Origin of the sequence: Paenibacillus sp. JDR-2 (assembly GCF_000023585.1) — a bacterium.
Taxonomy (GTDB): Bacteria; Bacillota; Bacilli; order Paenibacillales; family Paenibacillaceae; genus Pristimantibacillus.
On sequence record NC_012914.1, the window covers coordinates 4,926,619 to 4,953,586 of the forward strand.

Consider the following 26,968-nt stretch of genomic DNA (forward strand, 5'->3'; position numbering starts at 1 on the left):
ATTTTACGAATCTTCCTAAATTTCGTACAGAGAGTATTCTCAGTCCGGCAGTAAAATTAACGGCAAAAAAATAGACGATAGAGGAAAGTTTCCACTTTCCTCTATCGTCTGCGTTTAATAGGCTATTGGATTTGATTTACATATTTGCTGGGCGTGATCCCCATATACTTTTTGAAGCATTTGCTGAAATAATTGGCGTCGGCATAGCCCACCCGGTTCGCTACGTTTTGGATAACCTTCTCTCCCTGATCAAACAGCTCTTTCGCTTTAATAATCCGTATTTCGGTCAGGTAGTCATTAATTGTAAAGGTCGTTTCCTTTTTGAACACAAAGCAGAGATGATTGTAATTCATATGGACGCTTCTGGCGATATCTTCGATTCGCAATTCCTCATTGCCGTAGTGATTCGAAATATACGCCTTAACCTCCTCAATGACTTTGACGGCTCTATTGGTTTTGCGGCTATGCACATGATTCATCGCCTTTAGAATCAGATCGTGTATCCACTCCTCCAATTCGTTGATGGTCTTCATTCGCTGAACGTGCTGTATCATGTCGGGCTGCGTCGTATCCCGGAAAACACTCTCAAAGCTTTGCGACGCTTCAGCTAAGAATTCAAGGCATGTGGATACGACTTCGATTCCGGCAAGGAGCAGCATTTCCATAGAGGCATTCTGAACGCGGGCATCCTGAAAAAATCGGACGAGCCATTCTTCCGTCTCGGTCCTATTTCCGATTCGCATGAGCATCAGCAAGCCGCTTCTTTTCTCCACCGAGTACAATCCGGTCTTCATTCCGGGTTCCACCTTCAAGGAGTGAACGAACACCTTGTTGCCGCCCCATATAAACCGATGCTTCAAGGCGATTATCGCTTCCTTATATGAACTTGGGATGGACTCATACGTATCGCAGCCATTGCCTAAGCCTATCGTAACCGTATAGGCTGTATCGTTCTGAACGGTTAATCGAATCCTTTGGCATATCGTTTCCAGATTGTTGAAGGAACCTTCAGGCGCACCTAAGATTAGAACCAGACGCCCTTCTTGATCCTGACAACTAACGCAGTGAAAAGCGCTTTGCATGCAGCGCTTAGCGATTTCCTGCACCTTTGCTTTAGGAATGGTCATCCCCTCGTCAGGATGTCTCTCCTCGTCTGCATCCAGATCGACGACAACCGTCCGGTAATGCAAACCTTCCTGCGGTATTCCCAAATCGTGCAATCGGTTCTGCTGCGGTCGTGATCTGGAGCTGCCCTGCAGCCAATCATTGAGCACTTGTTCCTTCATGAAAGAAAAGCCTTCGCTTGCCTGCTTTCTCAGATCGTCCAATTCAAGCTCGCCCAGACGCTCCGATCGTATCAACTCTTTTATATTCAGCAAAGAGCTTTGGAGCTCTTCTTCATTAATCGGTTTCAGCACATAGTTAGAAACCCCCAATTGCACGGCCTGCCTGGCATACGCAAATTCGCTGTGACCCGACAACACCAGAAATTTTGTTTTCTGGTCGCGTTCCTTGGCTTTATGTATAAATTCCAATCCATCCATGATCGGCATATTCATATCGACTAAGACAACATCCGGCTCTACCTCGGACATCAGCTCCAGCGCTTCCGCCCCGTTTTTGGCTTCACCCGCTATTTGGAACCCCAGCTCGCTCCAGGGCAGCGAAATCTTCAAGGCTTGCCTGAAGTAGAATTCATCATCGACGATAAGCACTTTGTACACATTCCGTTCCTCCCGTTCTATTCCATCCTTAGCATGCGAATAATAGAAATGAGCCTCATGGATGCGGCAGAAGCTATTGGGGACGAAGCGGCAATACGATGATAATTTTCGTGTAAACGCCGGATTCGCTTTCAACCTGCAGTCCGTATCGGTCCCCATACAGCATTCGGATCCGATTGGATACGCTTCTAATCCCAAATCCGCCGGATTCCGAAGGGACGCCGGATTCCGCCATTATCGCCTTCGCTTGATCCTTGTGCATGCCGGCCCCGTTATCGTAAATTTCGATTTCGATATGATTGCCAGAGCGCCTCCCCGTGATGCGTACGATTCCTTTTTCCTGTTTGAGCTTCAACCCGTGATAGATGGCATTCTCCACGATGGGCTGCAAGGTCAGCTTCGGTATCGAATAGGTCAAAATGTCATCGTCGATATCCATCGTGTACGCCATATATTCCACGTAACGAAGCTGCTGAATTTCCAAATAGCTTTCCGTAAGACGCATCTCTTCACCGACGGATATAATATCGTTGCCTTTGCTTAACGAGATTTTATAGAAATTCGCCATGTATTGGGCGGCCGTTATGGCCTGCTTTCCCAACCCCAGCTTAATAAGAGAAATAATCGTTTCCACCGTATTGTACAGAAAATGAGGCTTCACTTGCGATTGCAGCAATTTAAACTCGATCTCGGCTTTTGTCCTTTGTTTCTCGACGTTCTCGGCCATAAGCGCCTCAATGCGATCCATTAAATTATTGAAGCCCTCGCTTAAATATCCAATCTCGTCCGTTGATTGGTACGAGCTTCTGACCTGCATCTTTCCGGTCCGGATTTCTCTCATTGTCTTGGCAAGCCGGAAGATCGGGCTGGTGATCGAGCGTGACAATTGGAAGGAGACCATTAATGCCAGCAGCAAGCATGCTGCGCCAATCCCGATTATCAACTGATTGATTTCCTTCCGCTCCGACGTAATCTCATTCATCGCGATAGCGCTTACAATTGTCCATTGCAGCGGTTCGAAGCGATGGGTGAGTATCAGCATTTCTTCACTTCCGCTCCCTTGAGTGAAGCTTGCGTCTTTACCGTCATCGGGAATGCTGATGGAGGCGGCTTCCTTGAAGTCCCGGTATAGCATGGCTTTATTCTGCGCGGAAATAATCCGGCCATCGGCATCTACGATATAAAATTCACCGCCTTTCTTTTTCCCTTCCTCGTAAATGGAAGCGATGGTCGTTTCTTTGACATACAGAAAAATTCGTCCGATCGTTTTTCCCGTATCTTTGTGGATGACCGTTTTGGAAACGGCAAATACGTTGTCATCCCCTTCGTAAAGGAATCTGAATTTGATCAACCCCGTCCAAATGGGCAGATAGGTCCGGTCATCCGCTCCGTAACCGTATCCGAATAGACGTGCGGCGTAGGCATTGTCGGCGAATCCAACGTCCACCCAATGTTGATTGGAGGTAAGAATGCTGACGGCCTTGATTTTGGTGTTAGGCTCGACAATGTTGCTGATCGTCTCGGAAAGGGTTTTGTTCATCGAGAGGTTGTTTAAACCTTCAACCGGCTTGATCGCATTGGGCTCGTTATTTAATAAATAATCGTAATAGAGGGCGTTCTGCAATCGATAATCGCTGGCTAGAATTTTGGAATAATCTTCGATGGAGGATAGCAAGGTTTGAAGATTGTTTTTGATGAGCACAAGCTCCCGGGATGAGTTATTTGTGGCTTTATCGATAATCGCCTTCTGTGAAATCGTGTTGGCAAAGATAGACTGGGTGGAAATAAATACGACAATGATTAGAATATTCGAGATGAATATTTTATTCTTAATGGAAATCCCGCCTATATAATTCGAGAATCCTTTCATTTCGTCATTACTTCCTTTCTCTTCATTAGGACAATGAATGCGGAAAGAACAACCGGGGGTACATTCAGGATAACAGAGGTTTAATGAGTGTCAACTTGAAATGTTGGAATAAATTCAAAAAAGAAAGCCGGCAAATAACCAGCTTTCTCCCGGAACCTTGGTTCTAAAGCGTCTTCCGAATAACATTCGATTCCTCATACTCTTCGCTATTTCCGAATATCAGGCGGCTAAAGTTGTAGGCACCGTTATTCCAAACATGAAAATCGTGAAAACCTTCCTTAATCACAACTTGATAAAAAGGACCAAGATGATTCCCCGCTTGGTCTATAAGCCCCTCTATCGATTTGTTATAACTCGTAATTGCAACACCATCGGCATCTCCACAGGTCATATACAGCAGCTGGAGCTTATGGTCGGATGATTCCAGGCTTGCTCCAAGAACGCTGCCTTCACTCGATGTGGGGGCATTCGAAAAAGCACCGGCATAAGCGAACAAATCTATCATCCCTGGCGCCGGCACCGTCTTATCCAACCCGTTTTTCCAGGAACTTTCGGTTCCCGTGAATCGCGTCGAGTCATATCTGTAACCGCCGACAATCAGATTCAGAGCCTGCATTCCTCCCATCGAAAGTCCGGCGATCGCTCGATGCGCGCGATTATAATGAATTACTTCGGTTGTTGTGTTATTGATGTTCGCGAAAGTCTTGTAGTTTGATTCTATAAACGGAATCAAATCGTGTCTAAGCTCGTAATCGAAGTAATAGAAACCCAGCATATTGGTTCCTTCGGTAGTAAAGGATGCGTCCGTCCAGTCATGGGCGCTTCTTCCGTTGGGGAACACGACGATCAGCGGTTCAATGTCTCCCTTTGCAATGAGATTGTCGAATAAGTTGCAAAGGATAAATCGCTCGTCAACCTGACCGTTGCTGCTTAACCATTCGAAGTGATCCCCGCCGACGCCGTGAAGCAAATACAATACATTGTATCTGACGTCCTTATCGTTCGGATCGTAACCCGCAGGCAGGTAGACATTGCATCTTTTCAGGATGGAATCGCCCGCAACGGCTTCTCTTCCCGCTTCGCTGATCGCGTTGTTCTCCTTGGCGACAAGCTGCCGCGATATATCAATATAGCTGCTTGCCTCGTAGGAAACCTCTTGAATCGTACCTTGAAGCTCTAGCTTCACTGATTTGAAATATTCAGCCGGTACGGCAGTTACATTCCTATTTCTCATCGTTCATGATCGCCCCTTCGGTCGCTTGGTAATAGATTAATAGTATCATGACGATAAAGAGAGACGTAACCTTACAAATTATATATTCACATGCAATTATTTATCCGAAGTACGCATCGTCACCATGATTAACATAGGAGCAATTATACAAGCAGAAGCCGTTCAACCTTCAAAAAAATTCTTTACTGATCGTTCTCAATAGGATATGATGAATTCGAGTCTATTGGGAACGATCATTCTAAAAAGACGTCGAATATGGCTGCACTCAATTCGATTCACCAAATAAACGGAGAAGGAGCAAATTAACATGACTGCAAACCCAAGCACTCTCAAAGGGAAAGTCGCTTTCATTACTGGAGGAAACCGGGGCATCGGCCTAGAGACGGCACGAGGATTAGGCAAGCTCGGCGCTCATGTCGTCATCGGTTCACGCGATGCAGAGAGGGGAAAAGTCGCTGCAGCGGCGCTGCAGGCAGAAGGCATCCAAGCGGAGAGCATGAAATTCGATGTGCTGCTGGTTGAAGATCGTCAAGCCGCATATGCTTTCTTTGACCAAAAGTACGGAAAGCTCGATATCCTGATTAACAATGCCGGTGTGCAAAAGGAAGTTGAGCATCTTGTACCCATGAACGAAACCAGCAGCGTAACGCCGGATACCCTGCGTGAAACGTTCGAGGCGAATTTCTTCACCCTGGTTGAACTGACGCAATTGCTTCTGCCATTGATTCGCAAATCGCCCGCCGGCAGAATCGTCAATTTGTCCAGCGTTCTGGGTTCCCTTGCCCTGCATTCCAATCCGGAAGCCCCGATCTTCAACATGAAGGTATTCGCGTACGACACGTCCAAGGCCGCGGTGAATATGTTTACGATTCATCTGGCGCACGAGCTCCGGGATACACCGATTAAAGTCAACTCTGCGCATCCGGGCTGGGTGAAGACCGAAATCGGCGGGCAATACGCCGAACTAGACGCTGCGGAAGGCAGCAAGACAAGCGTAATGCTGGCTTCACTGCCTGTTGACGGGCCAACCGGCCAGTTCTTCTTCATGAATAACCAGCTTCCTTGGTAATCCTTTCGTAAAATCAAAACCGCGCGATATATTCGCGCGGTTCTCCTAGGGATCTTATGCTTGCCTTAAATAATACGACCCGGCTTCCGCTGTAATTCCCCACCCCAGCATATAATCATCGCAAAGCTTGTAATTCCATCCAGTTAGAGTATTCTTTCCGTCAAGCGGCAACAGGATTGCGAGAATGCCCAGCAGCGGATCGGCATAGGCATGCAAGACGCTTTTTACGCCACGTTCTCGATACGAAGCAATAATGGATTGTACCTGCCTGATCGCATTACGCTTATCTAAATCAGATGTTAGTCAACATGAATTCGGAAGACTACCGGATAAGGGCTGCGCACTTCTCTCGTTCGGATAATCAACGCCTCTTCGGTCCTTTCCCATACCGGCTGCTCCTCAAACCCTAAAACATCGATGTCGCGGATGATGCCGTGAAAAAGATGCGCATGCTCTTTCAACGATCTGATCCTTACAGACCCATCGTCCGGATATGACAGAACATGCGCATACAAAACGCTTCCCTTCATCGTGAACCGGATGTCTTCGCTTGTGAACGGCTTGGCTTTACCGTCCGTGAACTGTCCTTCCTCTACTGCCGTAGGCCCTTCGCCGGACGTTCGCCAATATGTCGTGCCGTAGATCGCCTCGCCATTCGTCTTCAGCCAGCCGCCGATATCGAGGAGAATGCGCCGGTCGCCTTCCGGAATCGTACCGTCGGCTTTGGGGCCAACGTTTAGCAGCAGGTTGCCGTTCTTGCTCACGACATCGACGAGATCCTGAATAAGCTCTACGGGCGATTTGTAATCCATTCCCTCGACATGACACCAAGAATTTCGCGCCGCAGCGGTGTCGGTCTGCCAATAGAACGGCTGCAGTTCGGCGAACTGGCCGCGTTCGATATCAAGAACCGCGGATCCGAACTTGAAGGCATCGTGTTTATAATTGATAATGCCTTGATAGCCCCGCTCTGCCGCGCGATTGTAATAATACGCCGCGAATTTCTTAAGATATGGCTTAAAGGCTGCCGTATGAATCCACCAGTCGAAATAAAAGATTCTCGGCTTGTAACGGTCAACCAGCTCGCAGCACCTAAGCAGCCAGTCCTCCAAATATTCCTTGCTCGGCGGGGAACCGTACAAATCCTGGTGATCGGGTTCCGGCATGGAAGGCCAGTAGAAATCGCCGCAAGCAAGCGGTTCGCGGATATCCGACTCGAAAGCTTTTCCATGCGACATGAAGAACCAATGCTCTGCCCGGTGCGACGATACCGAAAACACCAAGCCCCGCGCCTCCAAAGCCGATTTGAGCTCTGCCAGCACATCTCGCTTTGGCCCCATCTCAAACGCATTAAACCTTGACAATTCGCTCTTGTACATCTGAAAGCCGTCGTGATGCTCCGCAACGGGCATTACATACCGAGCCCCGGCCTGCTCGAATAATTCGGCCCATTCGGCTGCATGAAATTTCTCCGCCTTGAACATAGGAATAAAATCTTTATAACCAAACGTTTGATGATTGCCATAGGTCGCGCGGTGATGATCAAATTCTCTTGTCCCTTGGATGTACATATTGCGCGGGTACCACTCATTGGCGAAAGCCGGAACGGCGTAGACGCCCCAATGGATGAAAATACCGAATTTCGCGTCCTTGTACCAATCGGGAACACGGAAACCGCTGAGCGAATCCCAGTCATCGCTGAAGCTGCCCGAGGCGACCTCCTCGTCGATTCGTTTTAAGTATTCCATTCTATCCATCCTTGCACTCCTTCCGCGTATGCTATAATCCCATCATAGCGAGCCGGAATAACTCGGGATACAGGTAAATGCGACGTCCATTAGGACAAAGATGTCGCATTTGCGCAGCTAGGAGGACTGCGGATGGGGCATCCGATGATTCAATCAGATAATCTAGATCTTAAGATTTTGCTTGGGAAGCTTGTTTTGAACGTTCTATATATCAAATCCGGGTACTTCTACCGTTCCATGCCCGAGCATCGACACAGCAACGGCAGCTATGAGCTCCATTACATTCCGTCCGGCCAGGGGCGCCTGATTGCGGAAGGAAAGGAATTCCCGCTTTCGCCTGGCAGCTTGTACATGACGGGGCCTTGTGTCGATCATGAGCAGATTACGGATTCCTCGGATCCGATGTTTGAGTATTGCATTTTCTTCGAGGCGCTCCCGAGCGGCCGCACCAACCATGGGAAGTTGAACGGGAGAAGCGGATGCGATTCCGAAGATACGAGCGAAATAGCGCGGTTATTCTTGAACACGCCATTCTGGATTGGACAGGACAGCCAGCAATTGCAGCTTGTGTTCGAGAAGCTGGCTTGGGAAATAAACACCCGCGCGATTGGCTATCGGCGCAGTATAACGATCCAATTGGAGCACATCGTCATCGGACTGGTCCGGAACTATACGAATAATCAGCCGACACTGCAGACTGCGCCATTAAAGACGCTGGATGATAAACGAATGGTGCTGATCGAGAACAGCATCTTGTATAACTACAAGCATATTACGATAACAACGCTTGCCGACCAGCTCGGCCTTAGCATCAGGCAGACCGAACGCGCGGTCCGCAAGCAATACGGGATGTCTCTGCGGGAAAAGCTCCAAGAAGCCCGCATGCAGGAAGCAGCTCGCCTGCTGGATGCTTCCTTGCTGACAATCGGCGAAATAGCCGTACAAGTCGGCTATCATTCTTCCGAGTCGTTCGCAACGCATTTTAAAAAATGGCATGGAGCAACGCCCAGCGCTTATCGGGTTCGAGTTCAAGATCATGTTCCGTCTCTACCGGTTAGGGATGCGATTAGTCGTTGAATGAAAGACAGCTGCCGGCAAAGACCGGCAGCTGTCTTTCATTCAACGTTAAGTTCACTACAAAATGACCGTTTTCGTTGCGACTTAATTTGCGAGCGCGGAAGGAACCTGCTCATTCGCTAAATCCGCTAGGCTTGTCGTGATACCGATCACGTGGCCTGTTCCTTGTTTAAGCATTTTCGAAAGCGCGCGCTGGATCAGATGGAAAAAGCCGAACTATTAGAATTCCTGCGCGGTTGGACGCAGCACGATCTCGTTGATATCGACCTCCGCAGGTTGCTCGATGGCGTAGGCGATGGCCCGCGCAACAGAACTTGCAGGAATCGCGATTTGGTAGAAATCCATCACGTTCGACTGCGCTGTACCCGTAGTGTTGAACTTCAGTTCGCTCTCCACAGCCCCGGGTTCGATAGATGTTACCCGAATTTTATTGCCGACTTCATGACGAAGGCCCTCGGAAATGGCGCGTACCGCGAATTTCGTGCCCGAGTAGACGGTACCGCCCGGCGAAAAGACCTTAACGCCGGCAACCGAGCTAATATTGACGAATTGACCGCTTTCCTGGGCAAGAAAGACTGGCAAGGCTGCAGCGATACCGTACAGAACCCCTTTGAGGTTAATATCGATCATTGCATCCCACTCGTCAGTGTTCACCTCGGCCATAGGCCGGATCGGCATAATGCCAGCGTTGTTAACAAGAACGTCCAGTTTGCCGAAATCGGCAATGACCGCATGGACGACAGCTTTAAACTGCGCCTTGTCGCTCACATCAAGCGAGTAAGCGCCGGCTTTGCCACCAGCTTCCTTAATCTGCGACACCACTTCGTCAAGCTTGTCCTTCCGGCGCGCGGCCACCGCCACGATTGCTCCCTTGGAGGCGAGAAGACGCGCGGTTTCTGCTCCGAGACCGGTGCCTCCGCCTGTGATCAGTACAACTTTATTTTCAATACCATTATTCATGATGTCTCTCCTCTGTATGTGTATTAAGATTTTACAAACCTCATTGAATGCTTATGGAGCATAGTCAATTAACAACGCTCCTAAGACTAGGTAAATACATCCACCAACATGAGTATCTAACAAAGATAGCTTACTCAGGAGGCGTTTAGAATATTAATGCACCACGCCTTCATGGAGTCATATTCGAAACCTCCTCTCCCTACGAAAGTCACTAGGAATTATAAACTGTTGAACTTAACGATATGCTTCTAGCCGGAGGTCTCACCAATTCTTGATTGAGCAAGCGTGGACACAAGAACCATAATACCCAAGATGATATTAGGGAGTAGGCACTTTTATTGGCCATAGTAACTAAGCTAGGCCATAAATATGAGGATTGCCAAAACCGCGAGACAGGAAAGCCCGACTTTGTTACCCGGCCAACACGCTGGTGATCCAGTTTCGCTACCTCTTAAGACCTTTCGACAATTCGCTCCACGTACTCGCTGTCGTATTCTACAATAGAAAACATAAAAACCCGAAAGAAGGGCACTCTTAAGTGTCTTCTTTCAGGTTACCGTTTAATCATTTATCGTAATTGTCTTTTCTATATTAATATTTAGCAGTAAGAACTCTACAATCACTTCTTCGCCTTATAAAACTCATGATACAACTTCATTAACGCACGCTTCTCAATCCGCGACACATAGCTGCGGCTTATGCCCAACTCCTTCGCAATCTCCCTCTGCGTCCGCTCATCTCCCCCATGATCCAGGCCGAACCGGCCGCGGATCACTTCCTGCTCCCGCTCGTCGAGGATATCGAGATTGCGGTAGATTTTACTCTTCTCAATCTTCAGCTGCACCCGGTCCACGACATCATCGGCTTCCGTGCCGAGGATGTCGATCAGCGTGATTTCATTCCCCTCTTTGTCCGTGCCAATCGGGTCGTGCAGGGACACGTCTTTGCGTGTCTTCTTCAAAGAACGCAAATGCATAAGTATTTCGTTTTCAATACACCGAGCGGCGAACGTGGCGAGCTTCGTTCCTTTTCCGGTCTGGAAGCTCTCGATTGCCTTAATCAGGCCAATCGTACCGATCGAGATCAAATCCTCGAGATCTTCTCCCGTATTGTCGAATTTTTTGACATTGTGAACACGAAACGATGTAATTGTAGGATGATAGACAATATTCAATAAAACCGCCTAATAGGCGGTTTAACTCGAGTAGTTATGATCAATCTGTGGTCTAAGACTCACTATCCCTTCATACTCTGGGGTTTTGAGCGCTTTTATTTTAATGGAGCCACCGCGGGTCGAACCATTGATCTCATCTCTGCCAGCGAAGCGCTCTCCCAAGGATAGCCATTCCTAAATGTCCCATTGGTTAGCTATATTCATTTATCCTTTGATTTTTTTCAATAAAATCGTATAATTCAGTTTTGCTATAAATAAGTGAATCACATTAGGAATTCACCTACTTTTTTTCAAACACTCACTTAAATGGTGGGACTATGAATACAAATCCCTGCCTAGCTATGAATATTTCCATCGTTCTTTTTGTTCATTATCAACTTGATTTTTAGAAATCTCAGAGGACACTTCCTTAATCCAATCACTCCTCAGTTCTTTACCAAATAATTCCTGATAAACTTTTGCTTTAATTTGTATCATCTCTTTTGCTAAACCTCCCTCTAATTCTTGAAGAATTTTTAAGTCTGCATCAGATAAAGATTTGCTTTTAGTCGCAACATGATTGCGATATATGGAAGTCTCCATACGCCAAGCGTAAAATTCTGCTGAGAATTGCTCCTTCATATTGTTTAACATCTGAATGCCTGGAACATCTAGATCCCCTGAATAGTAAATGATGCAGCTTGGGTTTGCTTCAATACATTTTTCTATAAACACTTTAGAAGCGGTTCTTGCTTGTCCGATCGTACAAAGAAGAACTGGAAAATCCGGTGGAAGTTGTTTTAATGAGAATTCATTTAGATTAAGAAAATGAATGGTTTCATCAACTAAGTAAGAAATTACAGACGGATTTTCGATAATATATATTGACGAGTACTTTGGTAGTTGCTGCATTTCTTCAATTTCACGTAAATTTAACGTGCGAGGGGAAGTTCCTTTGACGAGATGTGGTACAAAAACATGTGAAATTGAACTAAGATCATCATCCAAAACGTCGAAATTCCTATAAATTTGACGTTCGAACAAATACTCTGGTATGACCGTCTTATGGTTATCAATATTTCCGCTTTGATTTAAACTTTGGCTATTTATATCATTGAGAGCGCTCCATAATAATCTTCCTTTTGCATTTTTTTTATCAAAGGCATGTGAATCCTCAGTAACATAAGCAGCAAACATAGGTAATCTAATTTTTCCAGTTGAGATCCCACATTTTTTAAACATTTCATCTTTTCTCATGAGCAAATGCCATAAAGCGCTCAGACATGTAAGCAATTCTGGATAAACATTTATGTCTCTGTCAAAAACAGTTCTCAAAACCCTATAGCCTTTGGCATCTCCTTCCTTTAATCTTTGAAAAAAGTTAAATGTCTTTTGAATAAATATTTCTAGTTCAGTATTAGAGATATTAAATCGAGTAATAAAATCTAGTTCAACTTGAATAAATAGATTAGCCCAAGCGAAAAGCTTTGACTCTTTTTGTTGGCGTTTGGTGGAAAGTTGATGGCCGTAGTATAACTCCAACAATTCAAGTAAAGAAACTGAGTATCCTGCTTCTATAGCTGCTTTTTCAAAATCGGCAGCTGGGAAACGTGGCCCCTTGTAGCGAATGCCAAGAAAGCCACGCAAAGCTTTTTCCTCTTCTTCGGTGGGCCGCATTGGCACCGTGCCGAATGCTCCGTAGCTTTCAAACTTCTTGCGATACAAGTCGAAAAGGCGGCCAAAGCCGCCGCTCTGCCGAAAAATCTCGACCAGTTGCCTGTTATCCTGCATTTCGGGAACGCTCCTCGATAAGTTGCTCTAGCGATAGAAGATGTTTTTCTTTCCCATCCCAATAGTAACGTGCAACAGCGAGTACTGGAGAATCCACAGGTCGGAGAATTTGGGCAATGGAGAGTTCATCTACCGTTTCGTAGCAACCCCACAGCACCTGGGAGTTCATAATATAATCGAACTCAAAATCATGCACAAGTTGAAACATCTGTGCAATGTTTTCGTTATCGATGCCCGCAAACGCCTCATCCAAAGAAATGACACGCGGTGCATCAGGCGCGGCATAAGAATATTTGGCAGCTATCGCCGCAAAGAGCGGCGAGTAGATACTCATCGCCTTTTCCCCGCCGCTGAGTTCCCCAAACACTTTGTTCGTGAAGCGCTCCTCTGGAATGCCCTTGCGCGTGATGAACATGTCAAAGCGGAACCATTTGCGGTAATCCAGAGCCTTTTTCATCTCTTCAAACATGGAGAAACTCGCGTCGTCCTTGTACTTTTTTCGAGCTTCATTAATTTTGGACATGAAGTGCTGGCGCACTTTTTCCTTTTGAGATGGCGTCAAATAGATGGACTCCTTGGATAGGTACGACAACAGCTCTGTCGTCGAAATTTGGTCCTCTTCTTTGCTCGTGAGAGGGATCCATTCGAGCCGCATCTGAATAGTGCCTGTTACACGCCGCAGCATCACGTTCGCGTCTTGTTCCCAGCGCTTCGCGGCCCGCACTTTCTCATGGATCGTAGTACCGACAACATCAATGAGCACCTTTTCAAACAATTTTTGCTCCTCTTCCCGAATATGCCCCGAAATGCGCTCAAGTTGATCATTCACATCACGGTGTACTTCAAGTGGCGTGTTCTCCACATGCTGGGGCGAAAAGACCAGGAATTGCCGCGAGCAGTTCTGCACAAGGATCTGCCAGGACGGATTCTCCATGTCTTCGGTCTGAATCTCAAGCGAAATCGTACGCCTCGACGGCTTAAGATTGTAATCCACAAGTTCGTGCTGGGCGTAGCCTTCTGCTTCTTTTAACGCTGAAAGCACTACATCGAACGAGAGTCCCTTGCACGATTCTTCCAGTGCCATTACGGTCTCAGAAGCGCTCCGTGGAGGACATACAAAACCGAGAGATAGCTCCTCTTGGTACAATTTCATCCACCCATTTAGCAATCGCAGCCGCTCTTCCATCACCGGTTTCTCCTTCGTTTGAGTTTCAATTAGGCCGCGAATTTTAATCTCTGCTTCGTTTATTTGTTTGCGATAAGACTCTAACCACCCATCCGCCGACTGCGCCGTATTTCTCGCTGCCTCTATCTCCTGTTTTACGTCCGTATCGCCAAGGTCCTGTATACGCTCAAGAAACATCGTTTCATAAGACTTGTTCTTCGCGATATCCCGCTCGAGATCCGTTTTCTCTTCTGTAAGGTAGTCATAATCACCTGTCAAACGTTCTTTTTCCGACGCAAGATCTGACAGCGACTGATTCGCTGCAAGCCATGCGTTGTGCGCCATGCGGAGATCAACGAGTGTATCTTTGTAAAGTGTAAGGTCGCTAAGAGCCTTTTGGTAGCTGGCAAGCTTAAGCGGCAATTCCAACTGCTGCGTAGCATAATAGAGAGCATTACGCAAAACTTGTGTTTCGTTGCGGTAGACACGCAAAGCATCTTGGAGCCGTTCTACCACAGAAAGTTGAGTGGCGCATTCATGACGCTTGGTTTCATGGCGTCTAAGCGACTCTTCAAGCCCCTTGAGGGATGGGAACACTTCCCGTTCTATGACAAGGAGATGCTGCTGCTTTTCTATAGAAAGCTGTTCGGATTCCAGGCTATCTTTCTGGTGCGTGAGTTCATCACACTGACTTTGCAGTTCTTTCAGCTTGCGCAGACGGATTTGTTCCCGCGCCGATTTGCCAATGTATTTATCTTCGTACTGAGGTGCCAGCCCCCCAACCATACCACTGCGGAATTCCCCGTTTTCCAACACATAACCTTCCTCATGGGGAACAATAGAAATGGTTTGCAGTACAGTGTTAATATCCTCCTCTGTGAGACCGTTGGTTGGCGTTGGACGTACATAAGTCAGTAAATTTTCTCTTTTGTACGACCCTACTTGCACCACGGCCATCGAGGCAGCGACCATGGAGCGATCACTCTCGGGCACCACAAGAGCCGTAAGGAGTCCCGCGCGGGTAATGGCGTCTTCGATGGCTTCTTTTACAATCGGCTGTATGTGTTCCAGAAATTCAAACGTTTCATAAAAATAAGCAACACGTACGTTTTGTATGCGCAAGCGCTCCATTTCTCCCGCTTCCGAAGCGGTAAGAGCGGGCTCCATCTCCTTTTGTGCAGATAAGGCTTCAGCCTTTCTTTCGGTCTCCTCGATTTGCTCTAGGATAAGACGGATGGAAGCCGCAAGATTTGCATGCTGCTCCTGAAGTGCACGAAAGCGTTTGTCGTATAAGGAACTCAGCCATTCAGTAACCGCTGCTGGAGAGACGTCATCCAAAAGATCTCCAATCCCTTGCAAGATTTCCTTCACTTCGAGAAGTTCTGCGGGCTGAATTTGAAATTGTTGAGCGCTTTCCGCCCATTCGGCAACGGTATGTTCAACAGATGTTGAACATACCGAAATCTCTTTCACTAAGATGCCAATCTCAACTTCTATCTGATTGGCACGCTCTTCTTCGGTCGCCACATTTCGCTGCATTTGATCCTCATGTTCGAGGCGAGATTTCAGCGAAAGGAGCTGATCGGCAATCTTTTGTACCTTGCTTCGGTACTCTTGGAGAGTTTCTTGCCAATTTTTAAAAGCTGCGTCTGAAAAACTTTCGAGGCAAGATTTAAAGTGGTTACGTAAGGTACCGTGGGGTGAGAAGCAGCTCTCGTCCGCCAGCGAATCCAGTTCCGAAAGCGCCTCCTCACGACTCTGGACTGCTTTGTATTTATTTCCCTCAATCTGCTTAATCCGGTCCTCCACTTGTCGTTGCTGGTTTTCATTCTTCTCTATGGCCTCAGTCTTTCCCTGCAGTTTCTCCCCTGAATCTCTTAGAGTTTGTCTTACCTGACCCAATTCTTGCTCAAGTGTGAAAATAGGGTGCCCTTGTAGTGATGCTATTTTCTTCTGCATGGTTTCCTTTATGTTAATTTGTTCTTCCTGCTTCCGCTCCAGTTCTGTTTTGGCCGCGGAGACTTCGACTTCGGCAGCCTTACAATCCTTGATGCGTTTCATGGATTCATTAAATCGTTTCTCGCTAAACAACAGATGTTTCGCCTTCTCATAGAGAGAAAGTTGATTGTAGACGTTGTACGCTTCTACCAACTTCGTAAGGAAACCAAGTTCCTTTTCAAGACGATTTTTCTTTTCTTGCAGGCTATCCATGCTCTCCAGCGACGAAGAAAGCGGCAACAATTCATGTTGCGACAATTCTGGAAGGGCATCAGCGAGGACGTTGGACACTTCGCTCGCTTTCACGGCATTGGAGAGCTTCGGGCTACGGAGCTGGAGCAGCACGCCAATTAGTTCCTTAAATTCCTGAGTAGTTCTAAATCCATAGATTTCTTGATTCACGAGCTCCACATAACGCTGCTGACTGTCGGTGACTTCCCCGTCTCTGCCAATGCGGTCTGCCAAGTCCCCCATAGTAAGAGGAAACTTTTTGGGTTCCCCGTTTATAATTTTTTCATCATACAACTCAATGTCGTACCCAATACGCTTGTTGCGGAGAATAAAATACCACGTGCGCATAGTGTTGTCGCTCTCCCGCCTTTTTCCATTCAAGCCTATGCCAACGGTCATAAAGTTGTTTCCTTTGCGATATTCCATGTAGAGATATCCCGTTCCTTCTTCTCGCTTTGATACATGTTTATTGCCGAGCAATAGATCGATCATCCGTCGATCCTGTGAGCCGAATGGATCAAGACGCGACGGGCGCTTATCGCCGTCGAGCAATAACGGTACTGCCATGGTAGTGGATACTGATTTACCAGAACCGTTAGCGCCGCGTACAAAAAGGCGTCCATTACTAAATTCAAAAACTGTGTCACCGTGATACCAGAAATTAATGAGACCAAAGCGATTCAAATGGAATGAACTCAACGCCTATTCCCTCCGTTTACATAGATTAAGATACATATTCCCCTGTAACACGGCCAGCGGCGGAATAGAATACAACCTGATCGTCCGCAAGCGCATCTGCCATGTGAAAGTCAGACATAAATCCTATAACCTCTTCCCAAATGACGGTAAGAGATCGTTCTGTAAATGATTTGGTCCACCCATGGCCGTGCAGATCCTTGATCTCTTGAAACCATACGATTGCCTCATATTTCGAACATAGGACATGGCCTTTATGATCAAGAGCTACTTCTTGACCGTTTACCTTATCCCAAATAAGGGTTGCATACTGCACAGCTGCATTGGAGATCTGATCATCTTTCGGATAATAGTCTCCGTAACGACTTTCTGCATGGGTGAGCATCGTCGTACGATGGTATCGTTCAAGGTGCCAATATTCAAACAGTTCTGATATCATCGCATTCACTTTCTCAAACTCTTCCCAATCTTCCAAAAGCTTGGCTTCCTCTGCAGACAATTCATCATCATATACAACTGATTCTAAAAATAATCTGCGTAGAAGCCGCTGCCTCGTGGTTGTGATATGGACGATCTCTTTGCTAATATGTTCTTCCAACTGCCTAAGATTTTGAATTTTGCTGAGATCAAAGAAGTAAAGCAGTGCGAAATGACGAAAATAAGGCGTAGTCTGCAACAAAACATCATGCCGTTCATTGTCTCGGAACCCGTCTATTTCACGGTCCACGACATAGACGAGCCTTAATTTTACACAATGATGCAGAACGTCTGCAAAAGCCCTACGGTGCGAACGCTCTTCCCACGCGAAAGGAACGGCTTCTTCTGGATAATACATACGGATGGCATCACAAGCGTTTTGCAGCGTAAATTGCTGGTCTTCCCCGTTATCCTCCAAGAAAGCAAGGAAGCAGCAGAAAAACATATAGTGGAGTGATGTTGTAAAGTCGCCAACGCCCATAAACGACTTTGACGTGACGGGAATTTTCTCTAGTTTGATAAACTCATTACGCAGAAGTAAACGATATCCGAAGTATTCGCGCACGATTTCGGCAATATCCGCTTTTCGAGCGAGAATCTGAAAATATAGGTCCGCCTGCGTGTCCCGATGAATCCAATGGTAATGAAACAGGGCTTCAATACATTCCTGAAGCACCAACCGATCTTTATCCATTCTGGTCCTCCATAAACACGAATTCGTAATCATTCATTGTCAACGTACCATCGGTGGAACGCAGCCGAATACGCTTGCTGGAACGTAACTTAACATAAAATCGGCGCCCATCTTCCGTTCGGCTTTTTAAGCTTTTTGTAATCATAGCTTGTCCCAACAATTCAAGTAGAAGGTCCCTCACTTCGGGATACACGACACCGATTTCATCCAGCGTAATTTTACCTTCCTTAATTAGGCTGTTAAATTGCTCCCGTATCATCCGCGTTTTCTCCACATGCTCTTGAACCAGAAGCATCTGCGCCAAGGGGTCTTCATATACAGGTACTTTGGTGCGTCCGCTGCGGTTCCCAGGCGTCTTTTTGTTAAGGGACACTTCGAAAGGATCGCATTCCCACACATGCTTTGTAGTGTCATCCTCAGATTTACGAGGGACTAAAAAGTGCTTTGCGGTGGAAGCGCCAAACATCGCGCCAGCAATAACATGGCAATCCCGCAAGTCCGAAGTGTTCGCAAAAATGCGAGCCAATTCTAAATAGTCATTTTTGCGGCTTTTAAAGTAGTTGAATTTATCGCTGATTTGATCTGCAATTCGCACAATTTTTTGGATGGTGCCGCGAGTTTGTTCGATGAGAAAACGTGAACTAGCTTTTCGACCGTTGATTTCCACAAACCACCCTCTAAAACCGAGCCATTCTGCCCTTCTTCGATCAGAGGCAAGCTCCGCCTCAAACGTTTCATCAATCTGCTGCTCCGCTTCGTAAGAAACAATCACGGAAATAATGTGCTCGATCTCACTTTCATCGATAAACCCGAGGCGCTCCTCTATCAAATCTTTCTTCTCCATAATGCCGACCACGAAGTCGCTTAACAAACGTACAAATTTTTCTTTGTATGGCAAAAAAGACTCCGTGCGGACTAGGCGTTCATATGGTTCGCTGTTTACATGCGACAAAAAATCGGCGGTGCCGTTGCGAAGCGATTCAAACCGAGACATGAGGTCGCGCCAGATGTTACGGATATCGCCTAGCGTCCCGTTGTTAGAAGGACTCCACTTGCGAAGTTTGGTCAGGTCCTCTAAAATATGGTCCGTCAATACGCGCTCGAACGATCCGCCGCGAATCGCCTGCAGATTATGCTGCATCTCCTCTAGCGTACGTTCGAGTGAAATTGTATATTGTGTGACCTCATAATAATTCTTACGTTTATAAAAATCCTCGATGCGCTGTGCATGGGATTCGTCTTGATGGACAATCAAGTTGTTCCATCTCACAAGCGCCTTTAGGTCTTCTTCCAATTCTTTCTCGGAGTAATCCTTAAAGTGAGGGCCAAACTGCTCTGACGTTATTAACTCTCGATACACATCATCTAGGAACATATAAGAGTTGTATTCCTGGCGGTATTTCTGATAGAAAACGTAGCAGATGGGACGGTATCTTTCTGCTTTAGTGACAGAAAGATACGTAGCCTCTTTTACGGAATTTAATACGAAGCTCATTCAGCAACCTCATTTCTAGGATAGATATGTATTAATTACACATAAATATAAAACTCAATTAACATTTTTCGATAATATCATGGTGAGATATATTCTTGTTTTTATTGTCGAAGATAAAAGTTACAATTCACGCAATAAAGACGAAATATCGCAGCGACGATAGATTATTCAAATTGAGTTTTGATTTGAGACATATTTAAGAAATACAAATATCCTGGTTGTACCCCACTATAGCCGTAGTCTATCGATTTGTGAATAAAGAAACTATCTTTTCAATCATTTTACAAGTACTTCTAGCCTATGAGACGTATTCGACATATGGGGATTTTTACCTTCTTAATAGGAAAGTATCCACCTTTTGACCTTTTAAAGGTTGGTCTACTTCTATTGCACATTCCTATAGAGTGCAATGCAGATGAATGAACCCTATCAGTGATTCATCGCCTCCTAGCATGTCAAGCTCTGAAAGGGATGTCCGAGTCTGATTTATATGGCTGACGAAGTTACTCGACGAAGACTTTTAGCAGTAGATTCAGACGCCGTGCTCCTGCACTTGTCTATCATTCGTTCCATCCGCATAGACAAACCCTAAAGGGTACAAAAAACCACGATCTTGAAGGAACATGGTTTTTATGGTACAGAGCCAAGGGGCTTGAACCCCTGACCTCTTCGCTGCCACCGAAGGTACATAGAATAGTTACATCACTTCTTCGCCTTATAAAACTCATGATACAGCTTCATCAGCGCTCTCTTCTCTATCCTTGAAACATAACTCCGACTAATCCCCAATTCCTTCGCGACCTCCCGCTGCGTCCGCTCATCCCCGCCATGATCCAGGCCGAACCGGCCGCGGATCACTTCCTGCTCCCGCTCGTCGAGAATATCGAGGTTGCGGTAGATCTTGCTTTTCTAGATCTTCAGCTGTACTCGCTCCACGACATCATCAGCTTCTGTGCCGAGGATGTCGATCAACGTTATCTCATTGCCCTCTTTGTACGTTCCGATCTCCTTGCGCGTCTTCTTCAAAGACCGCAAATGCATAAGTATTTCATTCTCAATACAACGTGCTGCGAATGTGGCGAGCCTCGTTCCTTTTCCGGTCTGGAAGCTTTCGATCGCTTTGATTAATCCGATTGTCCCGATCGAGATTAGCTCCTCGAGGTCTTCCCCCGTGTTGAAACGATGTAATTTCTATCTCTAACTATAAATTAAATTTATGCCACGGCATTCAACTGGGTTCACCTCATGGCAAATTTCTTTTGGAGTTATACTTAATCCTCACCCGTGTTGTCGATTGCTTGACATTGTAAAGAAGCCCCAAATACCAAGAACCGCCAAAGAAGAGCTTAAGTCAGAATTAATCGCTACATCCGTTACTAAAACCACCATAGATATTAATGCCAATTAAAAAGATGACCCCTGTTCACTACAGGAATCATCTTTTTAATAAAAATTCATCAAACTCCAACTTGGATCTTACGTTTGCTTTTAATACTGCTTCATAAATAATTGTGCTAAAACCATTATTCAACATACTTTTAGAATCATAGTATTCTTTAAGTTCTATGATTAGTTTGCGTTGAATTTCGGATAAGTTTTCATCAAATATTCTAATATTATCAAAACCAGTATATTCTCTTTTGTTTGTTATCCAGATATCAATAGCCCATTTGTGTCGATTTCCACTATAATTTTGAACTCCAACAAACATTGAGCTTTTTGATATAAGATAGTCTTCAATTATAATCTCAAGATTGTTATTTCTCTTTTTTAAAAATTATAAGTAAGACGTGCAACTTCTTTTTGATCGTGCTTAGTAAGCAAATGAATATCAATATCCTTTTTTACTATTAGTCGATATGCCACACTACCTACAATTTCTGTTTCTCCAAATGTAACCAAAAAACTCATAATCCCTAGTTCATTAACGACATTCTGTGCTTCAATATATAAAGAGTTTTGTACTTCCTCCGAATTAAACACTATTGACTCCTAATTTCTGAAGATAAATAACCTTCGATATCTTTACTATTTATAAATGTATTCTTAAAGATTCGATAAATAAAATTAGGAACTAATGAACCATTAAGTCTTTTTGTGAATATGTTTTTTGATATTCTCTACATTGTGACATGTATTTCTCCATATTAAGTACAGTATGATCAGTTTTAGAGCTACAATAATTTTGAAAGTCTATTTCGATTAACTGTCCAACTTGCTCATTTTTCTTAATCTCATCGGATAGTTTTTTTATGTGCTGTGTTATAAGTGATATGAGTGAGATCGTTGGTAAAAGCATGCCGATTAGAAATTCCGTTAAAGACTGCCCTAACAACATTCCAAAACTAATACATAGTAACAATACTATAGTTAATAAGACTTTAAACGTATTAAGATACATTTTTCTTAAAATTCTGTCCGAGAGAACATTTTGTCTCTGGGAGATTAAAATGTTAGTTATATTGTCACCAGAACTTAGATTTGAATAATAAACCGCTTCCTCGTTTTCCTTTTGATTTTCTGAAATAAAGTTTATTTCTTCAGGAGAAATCATTTTAAGTATTAAAGTTTTATTCTCCATTAATCCAAAGACGTTATTATCATATTTTTCTTGTAGTGTTGCGGCTTTCAATCGATAATTCTGTTCTCTGTTATTTAGTAACATTGCCACGATAATCCATACTGAACTAATTGATAAAATAACCTCACTAATATTAAATTGGGATACCTTTGCCAGCAACGAAACTACAGGTATCAATAAACTTATTACTAAATTAATGTAGTAAGAAAGTTTGGCTTTATTATAAAAGTATTTGAAACAGATATATATTGTTGGTTTTTCTTCTCTAATTGTCGATCATTCATATTTCTAACCCCTCAAAAGTACTCGATTTCTCTAGGACATATTAGCAATAAAGCCATAAAAGTATATAGAAAGTCCTATTACCTACGTTTAAACCCTCAGCATTTAGCTAATAACCGCAGATGCCCAGTTCCTTCGAAATCTCACGCTGCATTCCAGCAGCTTTAGTACAATAATAAAGGTAAAACTGTATGTATGCCTTTTGGTAGACAAAGAAGATACGGTCTTCCGAAGGAGAAGGCAAAAGAGGGGCGAAGGTATACGGCCTGCATGAGCTGGAACGCGAGCGGATTGTTACGATCTCGATAGATTTGAAGCATCGGTTCGGTGTAACACGCGAGGAAGGATTCATAACTAGAGCGCTGAGAGAAAACGGAAGCCCTGCTACCCTCACATCTGCTAAGGGCCTAAACGATTTTCTTCTCTCAATCCGTTTATTCCTTCTGAAACCAATCAGCTAAAACTGGATTAATAGTAATTACATTTATATTTGTTAAGGTTGCGGTAGATCTTGTTTCTCAATCTTCAATCGCACTCGCTTTACCACAACATCACCAACTACCGTACCTAGGATGTCGATTGTCGTGATTTCTTTGCCTTCTTTGTCCGTGCCAATTAGGTTGTGCAGGGAGATGTCCAAGTGACTCTGTTTCTTTCCTTTCCCGTCTAAAAGCTTTGTTGAAATCCTTATTTTCAATCATTGAGGGATTATCTCCAAAGCCTTTAATTGATAAAATTGAATTTGTTTCAAGTAGCATCATGAAAGGATTTTCCAAGCTTAAGTAGAATACTATATAAAGTTCTCAGCTATTTCTAAAGTGACTTAATACCAAATGATTATTCCACTTAGTTCAGTTTTTGCATACCTATTTCATTATTATACATTTCTAGCAAAGTTAAAAAAGGATTGAAATTGCGTCTTATCCCCTCAATCCTACAATTTTATACTCTCATCTCCTCTTGAATGTTATATCATTCTAGTGTATAAATTCATTTCTTACATTCATTTGCTAATCCAAAATCTAACCTTCCTCGTATGTAGCTAGCTAAAAAATTATAGATAGCGAGTTTCTTTATTCTCTTTTTCGAAATCTTTCTATTACTATAAAAACTCAAGTTATCTACTATAAAAAATTAGTAAAGGACCTGCTCTCCCCTAAATCCCAAACATAAAATTTACTTTCAAGCAAACAGCATAACAAGTTAACGATTTACCAATACTGCAAATTAACGATATTGTAATAACGTTAACAGTAAGTTAGAATGGAGGTAGAAGGGGTGAAAATAATGAGTAAAGCATTATTTGATTTAACACAGTCTCAAATTGAAACGGGGTATAAGGAGCACAATGATGTCATAATTGAAAAAGAAACCGAATTTATATTCAATAAAATCCTTAAAACTCTTCTTTTGGTTTTTTCTGATAAAATAGTTGGAATTACAATGGACAAAGAAAGTCTTTCTCTACCCTCGAATTATCTATTTTCTGATAAACATCATAAAAATCTAATTAAGTGGCTAAATCGTCTTGTATTATTAGAACCTCCAGCATCCGATTTAGAATTTGGCAAATTAAAAATAGATTATGAAAATTGGTATTATCAGTTAGGTGGGGAGAAAATGGAGTTTATCTTCCATGATGAATACTTATTGACCTCACAAGAAGCAGCCGATGCTCTAGGTGTCTCTAAAGTAACTTTATCTAAATACATTAAATTAGGATTAGACTGTTGCGATACAACTTCCCATAAAAAAATACCTCGTTATGCAATAGAATTATTAAAAGATCCTGTATACTCTATACGCATGCAAATGATCGCGCAAGAAAAGAAAAAGTCTAAACAAACACCTCAAGAACGAGCTAAAGAAATTAATGATGAATTACTAGAACTACGAGTAAAATACAAAGGCAAGTCTTTTAAGGAGATATTTGGTAAGTATAATGGCGATGAGATGGACGACCCTACCGATTATTATTCTTGGAAGTCATTAGAAGAAGAATTAGAAGAAATCCTCAAACTTGGAGGAGGCTCTTCTGAACTTTGAAAAGCAAACTAGAACTCGACCAAAAAAAATTTTTACCAGCAGATATTGATTCAATCTTGGATAATTTCGGTCATCTTCTAACCACTTATACAAACCTGTCAGATCGTGATTCTATCTTTGGACAATACAAGAGAAGTACTAAAAGATTAGAAGTTTTATTCCCTCTTATAGAACATAAAATACATGGTAAAACAGGTTTACACGTTATAGAGATATATGATGAGGCAGGCTATGTTAAAAACTATTCATATTCATGGAAAATTATAGTTCCCAAATTAGGAGTTCAATTAAACCATATTTCCTCATGGGGAAATGATGCACATAACGATCCTAATACCCCTAACAAGTTCCGAGTTGAATCTGAACCTCATCATCATCATCATATTCCTGGTAACAGAAGTGAACGTACAGAAAATTGGGATGTTCATACATTGCATGATGCATTTCATTTTATACAACATTACCTAGAATCTGGAAAAAAATATAAGCCATAAAGGTAATAAGAACCTGGTGAGTAGTCGCCAGGTTCTTATTTTAACTTTTAGTTAAATTCTGATCCCCAGCTCCTTCGCAATCTCGCGTAGCTTTTGCTCATCCCGCCATGATCCAGCCCGAGCAGGCCGTGGATCACTTCATGCTCCTACTCGCCAATAATATCAAGTTGCTCCATGACATTCGTCAGTCTCCGTGCTGACGATCAGCGATGTAACTTTTATCAGTGATTGACAGCAAACAAGGAAATGATCATCAGTTGCAAACCTACTTTATGTTAAACTAACGTTTCTCCGTTACTTCAACAAATTAAAGTCCTGTACAGAGACATCCTAACTTCTTGGTCGAATGAAAATGTATGAAGATTGAATTCTCGTTTGTACTACGATCATCATAATTTATTCGTTTATTCGTTATTGAAATCTCTATTGTTAGAAACTTTTATTGCAATGATACTATAGTTTCGCTTCCAAACCATGCTTCGAGTGTATTAAGAGCTACGTCTGATAGCTTCTGCGTAAACAGTAACGCTAACCTCACTTTTGGTCTAGAACAAGCAACGTAAAACAGATTTCTATTTCTTTCGAAGTTATCTCTTTTATCTGGAGGAGGCCCTATAACAGCATATTCGAGCATTTGGGAGTAATTATATAAGTTCCAACCTCTTCCTAGCACTACTAACACATTCTCAAATTCTGCACCTTTTACTCCATGTTTTGTAGCGAATGGTGTTTTATCCTCAATAAACTGTGCCAAAGCTACAACTTCTTGGTAGGATATTTCTTTCAGTTTTTTTATTCTTTCCATCAATTCGTTTTGGCTTCCGGTCAATTCTTCTGTGGATTTGAATAGTTCTTCGAGTGATTGAACATTTTCTGTTAATGGAGGGTAGCTTACTTTTAATAGATGATCAATTACCATCCCAACAGATCCTCGAGAGCGTATCGATAGTAATTCCTTCATTTGCATAGCCCTTTTTTCTTTGTCCTTGTGTGAGCGAATTAATGGAATGTTTCCACCTAAGAGTTTTGACATTTCACCAAATTTACGATTTTCGTAGGCAATACAAAACGGCTCTAAAATTTCAACAAAGAAAGCAATATACGGATCTTCTTTCTTAATAAATAACTCATTACGTGGAAAAACTTCCGCCAAATTACGATATCCTTGCTCTTGTGCAAGCAAATTATGTGTCAACATAAGTATTTTTGTTTTCTCAGGTGAAAAGTCCCAACCAGCCTTAATTAGTTCATTCTTAGTTCTCTCAAGATAATATTGTGCTATCTCAGAAGGAAGATCATCTTTCCAATGACCATCTGTTCTTCGGTTACCAACCCAAGCATTTGAATGAAAAATGCTCACTTCACCATGGTTTTCAGTGTCACAAACCTCCTGTGTTAATTCCGGTCTAATCCTATTTAAAGACTCTACTATCTTGGTACTTGAACGAAAATTCGCTCTTTTCCCAATCTCTTCTAAGTTTTGATGCTCAACCTTACCGCAACCTGATGGGTAGATTTTTTGCCAAGGATCCCCAAATAAACCCAAGAGAAGTCTATTTTCATTATCTAAAAAATGGGTAGTTAAAGCTTCTACAAAATGTTTATCAGTATCTTGATATTCATCAATGAATAATATTGGATAGCGATTGATAAATATTTTTCGGAATTTTAAATCATCTAACATGAGAATTGTAAGCGAAATAACATCATTATGGCCTAGCATGATTTGTTTATCTTTGACTTTTGGGATGCCCAAATCATAAGAGATTATATACGAAGCAATATTATCGATTTCTTCTAATCTCTGAGGCCATTTTTCCAATAGATATAGATGATTACGCAGACGAGTCTGATAATCTTTAATTAATGACCAACAAAACGCATGAATCGTTGCAGTAAAAATAGCTGGATGATGATCTGTCCTTGATTCAATCTCTTCTCTAGCAACATTCGTATAAGTAATACACGCAATTTTTTGTTTATTTCTTACAAAAATCTCACCATCTACTTCAACAACTTGTTTCAACGTATGTATTAAAGTATGAGTTTTTCCTGCACCGGCACCAGCTTCTAATACAAAGCTTTTTTTATCGCGGATACAGATACTTACTTTTTCCATAGCTTGATTAGCTGCCAGTAAGGCAGGGTGAAGCACATAACTTTCTTTCATATTGTTAATACAC

Annotated in this window: 17 protein-coding genes and 1 pseudogene; 4 read left to right on the top strand and 14 right to left on the bottom strand. The window is 43.4% G+C overall.

The features are described 5' to 3' along the window. Positions 1-122: 122 nt before the first annotated feature. The 3 genes from PJDR2_RS21600 to PJDR2_RS21610 form a co-directional block, all read right to left on the bottom strand. Positions 123-1,724, bottom strand: a complete 1,602-nt coding sequence (locus PJDR2_RS21600) for a response regulator (protein WP_015845852.1) — start codon at positions 1,722-1,724, stop codon at positions 123-125. Between the two features lie 73 nt (positions 1,725-1,797). Next, entirely contained in the window at positions 1,798-3,594 is a 1,797-nt protein-coding gene (locus PJDR2_RS21605; protein ID WP_015845853.1) for a cache domain-containing sensor histidine kinase, read from the bottom strand. Positions 3,595-3,757: 163 nt separating this feature from the next. Then, positions 3,758-4,828: an alpha/beta hydrolase gene (locus tag PJDR2_RS21610; RefSeq protein ID WP_015845854.1), complete on the bottom strand. Its 1,071-nt coding sequence runs from the start codon at positions 4,826-4,828 to the stop codon at positions 3,758-3,760. Between the two features lie 307 nt (positions 4,829-5,135). Between PJDR2_RS21610 and PJDR2_RS21615 the strand changes: the two genes are divergently transcribed. Next, positions 5,136-5,897 carry an SDR family oxidoreductase gene (locus PJDR2_RS21615; RefSeq protein ID WP_015845855.1) on the top strand — a complete coding sequence of 254 codons (762 nt, stop codon included), beginning with the start codon at positions 5,136-5,138 and terminating at the stop codon, positions 5,895-5,897. Positions 5,898-6,196: 299 nt separating this feature from the next. Here the strand turns inward: PJDR2_RS21615 and PJDR2_RS21620 are convergent, their stop codons facing one another. After that, positions 6,197-7,654: an alpha-L-fucosidase gene (locus PJDR2_RS21620; RefSeq protein WP_015845856.1), complete on the bottom strand. Its 1,458-nt coding sequence runs from the start codon at positions 7,652-7,654 to the stop codon at positions 6,197-6,199. Between the two features lie 123 nt (positions 7,655-7,777). On the opposite strand from PJDR2_RS21620, the gene PJDR2_RS21625 reads away from it, so the two are divergent. Continuing rightward, positions 7,778-8,722, top strand: coding sequence for a helix-turn-helix transcriptional regulator (locus PJDR2_RS21625; protein WP_015845857.1), 945 nt, complete (start codon positions 7,778-7,780; stop codon positions 8,720-8,722). Between the two features lie 219 nt (positions 8,723-8,941). Here PJDR2_RS21625 and PJDR2_RS21630 read toward each other — a convergent pair whose 3' ends face one another. From PJDR2_RS21630 to PJDR2_RS21670, 9 genes and pseudogenes are all read right to left on the bottom strand, one after another. Next, positions 8,942-9,682: an SDR family oxidoreductase gene (locus PJDR2_RS21630; RefSeq protein WP_015845858.1), complete on the bottom strand. Its 741-nt coding sequence runs from the start codon at positions 9,680-9,682 to the stop codon at positions 8,942-8,944. Positions 9,683-10,301: 619 nt separating this feature from the next. Further along, positions 10,302-10,856 carry an RNA polymerase sporulation sigma factor SigK gene (gene sigK, locus PJDR2_RS21635; RefSeq protein ID WP_015845859.1) on the bottom strand — a complete coding sequence of 185 codons (555 nt, stop codon included), beginning with the start codon at positions 10,854-10,856 and terminating at the stop codon, positions 10,302-10,304. A gap of 339 nt (positions 10,857-11,195) precedes the next feature. Then, positions 11,196-12,626, bottom strand: coding sequence for a TIGR02679 domain-containing protein (locus PJDR2_RS21640; RefSeq protein ID WP_015845860.1), 1,431 nt, complete (start codon positions 12,624-12,626; stop codon positions 11,196-11,198). Next, positions 12,616-16,719 (bottom strand): TIGR02680 family protein, encoded by a 4,104-nt coding sequence (locus tag PJDR2_RS21645; RefSeq protein ID WP_015845861.1) that lies wholly within the window; start codon positions 16,717-16,719, stop codon positions 12,616-12,618. The genes PJDR2_RS21640 and PJDR2_RS21645 overlap by 11 nt, the downstream gene beginning before the upstream one ends. 25 nt (positions 16,720-16,744) lie before the next feature. Beyond that, positions 16,745-17,887, bottom strand: a complete 1,143-nt coding sequence (locus tag PJDR2_RS21650; RefSeq protein WP_015845862.1) for a TIGR02678 family protein — start codon at positions 17,885-17,887, stop codon at positions 16,745-16,747. Next, positions 17,880-19,382: a TIGR02677 family protein gene (locus tag PJDR2_RS21655; protein WP_015845863.1), complete on the bottom strand. Its 1,503-nt coding sequence runs from the start codon at positions 19,380-19,382 to the stop codon at positions 17,880-17,882. Before PJDR2_RS21655 ends, PJDR2_RS21650 begins: the two co-directional genes overlap by 8 nt. 702 nt (positions 19,383-20,084) lie before the next feature. After that, positions 20,085-20,558: pseudogene (locus PJDR2_RS21660) on the bottom strand (sigma-70 family RNA polymerase sigma factor); the annotation flags it as partial. Between the two features lie 594 nt (positions 20,559-21,152). After that, on the bottom strand, positions 21,153-21,365 hold the full coding sequence (locus tag PJDR2_RS33575; RefSeq protein WP_015845864.1) for a hypothetical protein: 213 nt from the start codon (positions 21,363-21,365) through the stop codon (positions 21,153-21,155). A gap of 91 nt (positions 21,366-21,456) precedes the next feature. Beyond that, complete coding sequence (locus tag PJDR2_RS21670; protein ID WP_190276230.1) at positions 21,457-22,233, bottom strand: S-4TM family putative pore-forming effector; 777 nt, start codon at positions 22,231-22,233, stop codon at positions 21,457-21,459. Positions 22,234-23,532: 1,299 nt separating this feature from the next. Between PJDR2_RS21670 and PJDR2_RS21680 the strand changes: the two genes are divergently transcribed. Continuing rightward, a complete protein-coding gene (locus tag PJDR2_RS21680) occupies positions 23,533-24,291 on the top strand; it encodes a hypothetical protein (protein WP_015845866.1) in 759 nt (252 codons plus the stop codon). Next, positions 24,288-24,785, top strand: a complete 498-nt coding sequence (locus PJDR2_RS21685; protein ID WP_015845867.1) for a DUF6516 family protein — start codon at positions 24,288-24,290, stop codon at positions 24,783-24,785. The genes PJDR2_RS21680 and PJDR2_RS21685 overlap by 4 nt, the downstream gene beginning before the upstream one ends. Positions 24,786-25,224: 439 nt before the next feature. Here PJDR2_RS21685 and PJDR2_RS21690 read toward each other — a convergent pair whose 3' ends face one another. After that, positions 25,225-26,955, bottom strand: a complete 1,731-nt coding sequence (locus PJDR2_RS21690) for a UvrD-helicase domain-containing protein (RefSeq protein WP_015845868.1) — start codon at positions 26,953-26,955, stop codon at positions 25,225-25,227. Between the last annotated feature and the right edge of the window lie 13 nt (positions 26,956-26,968).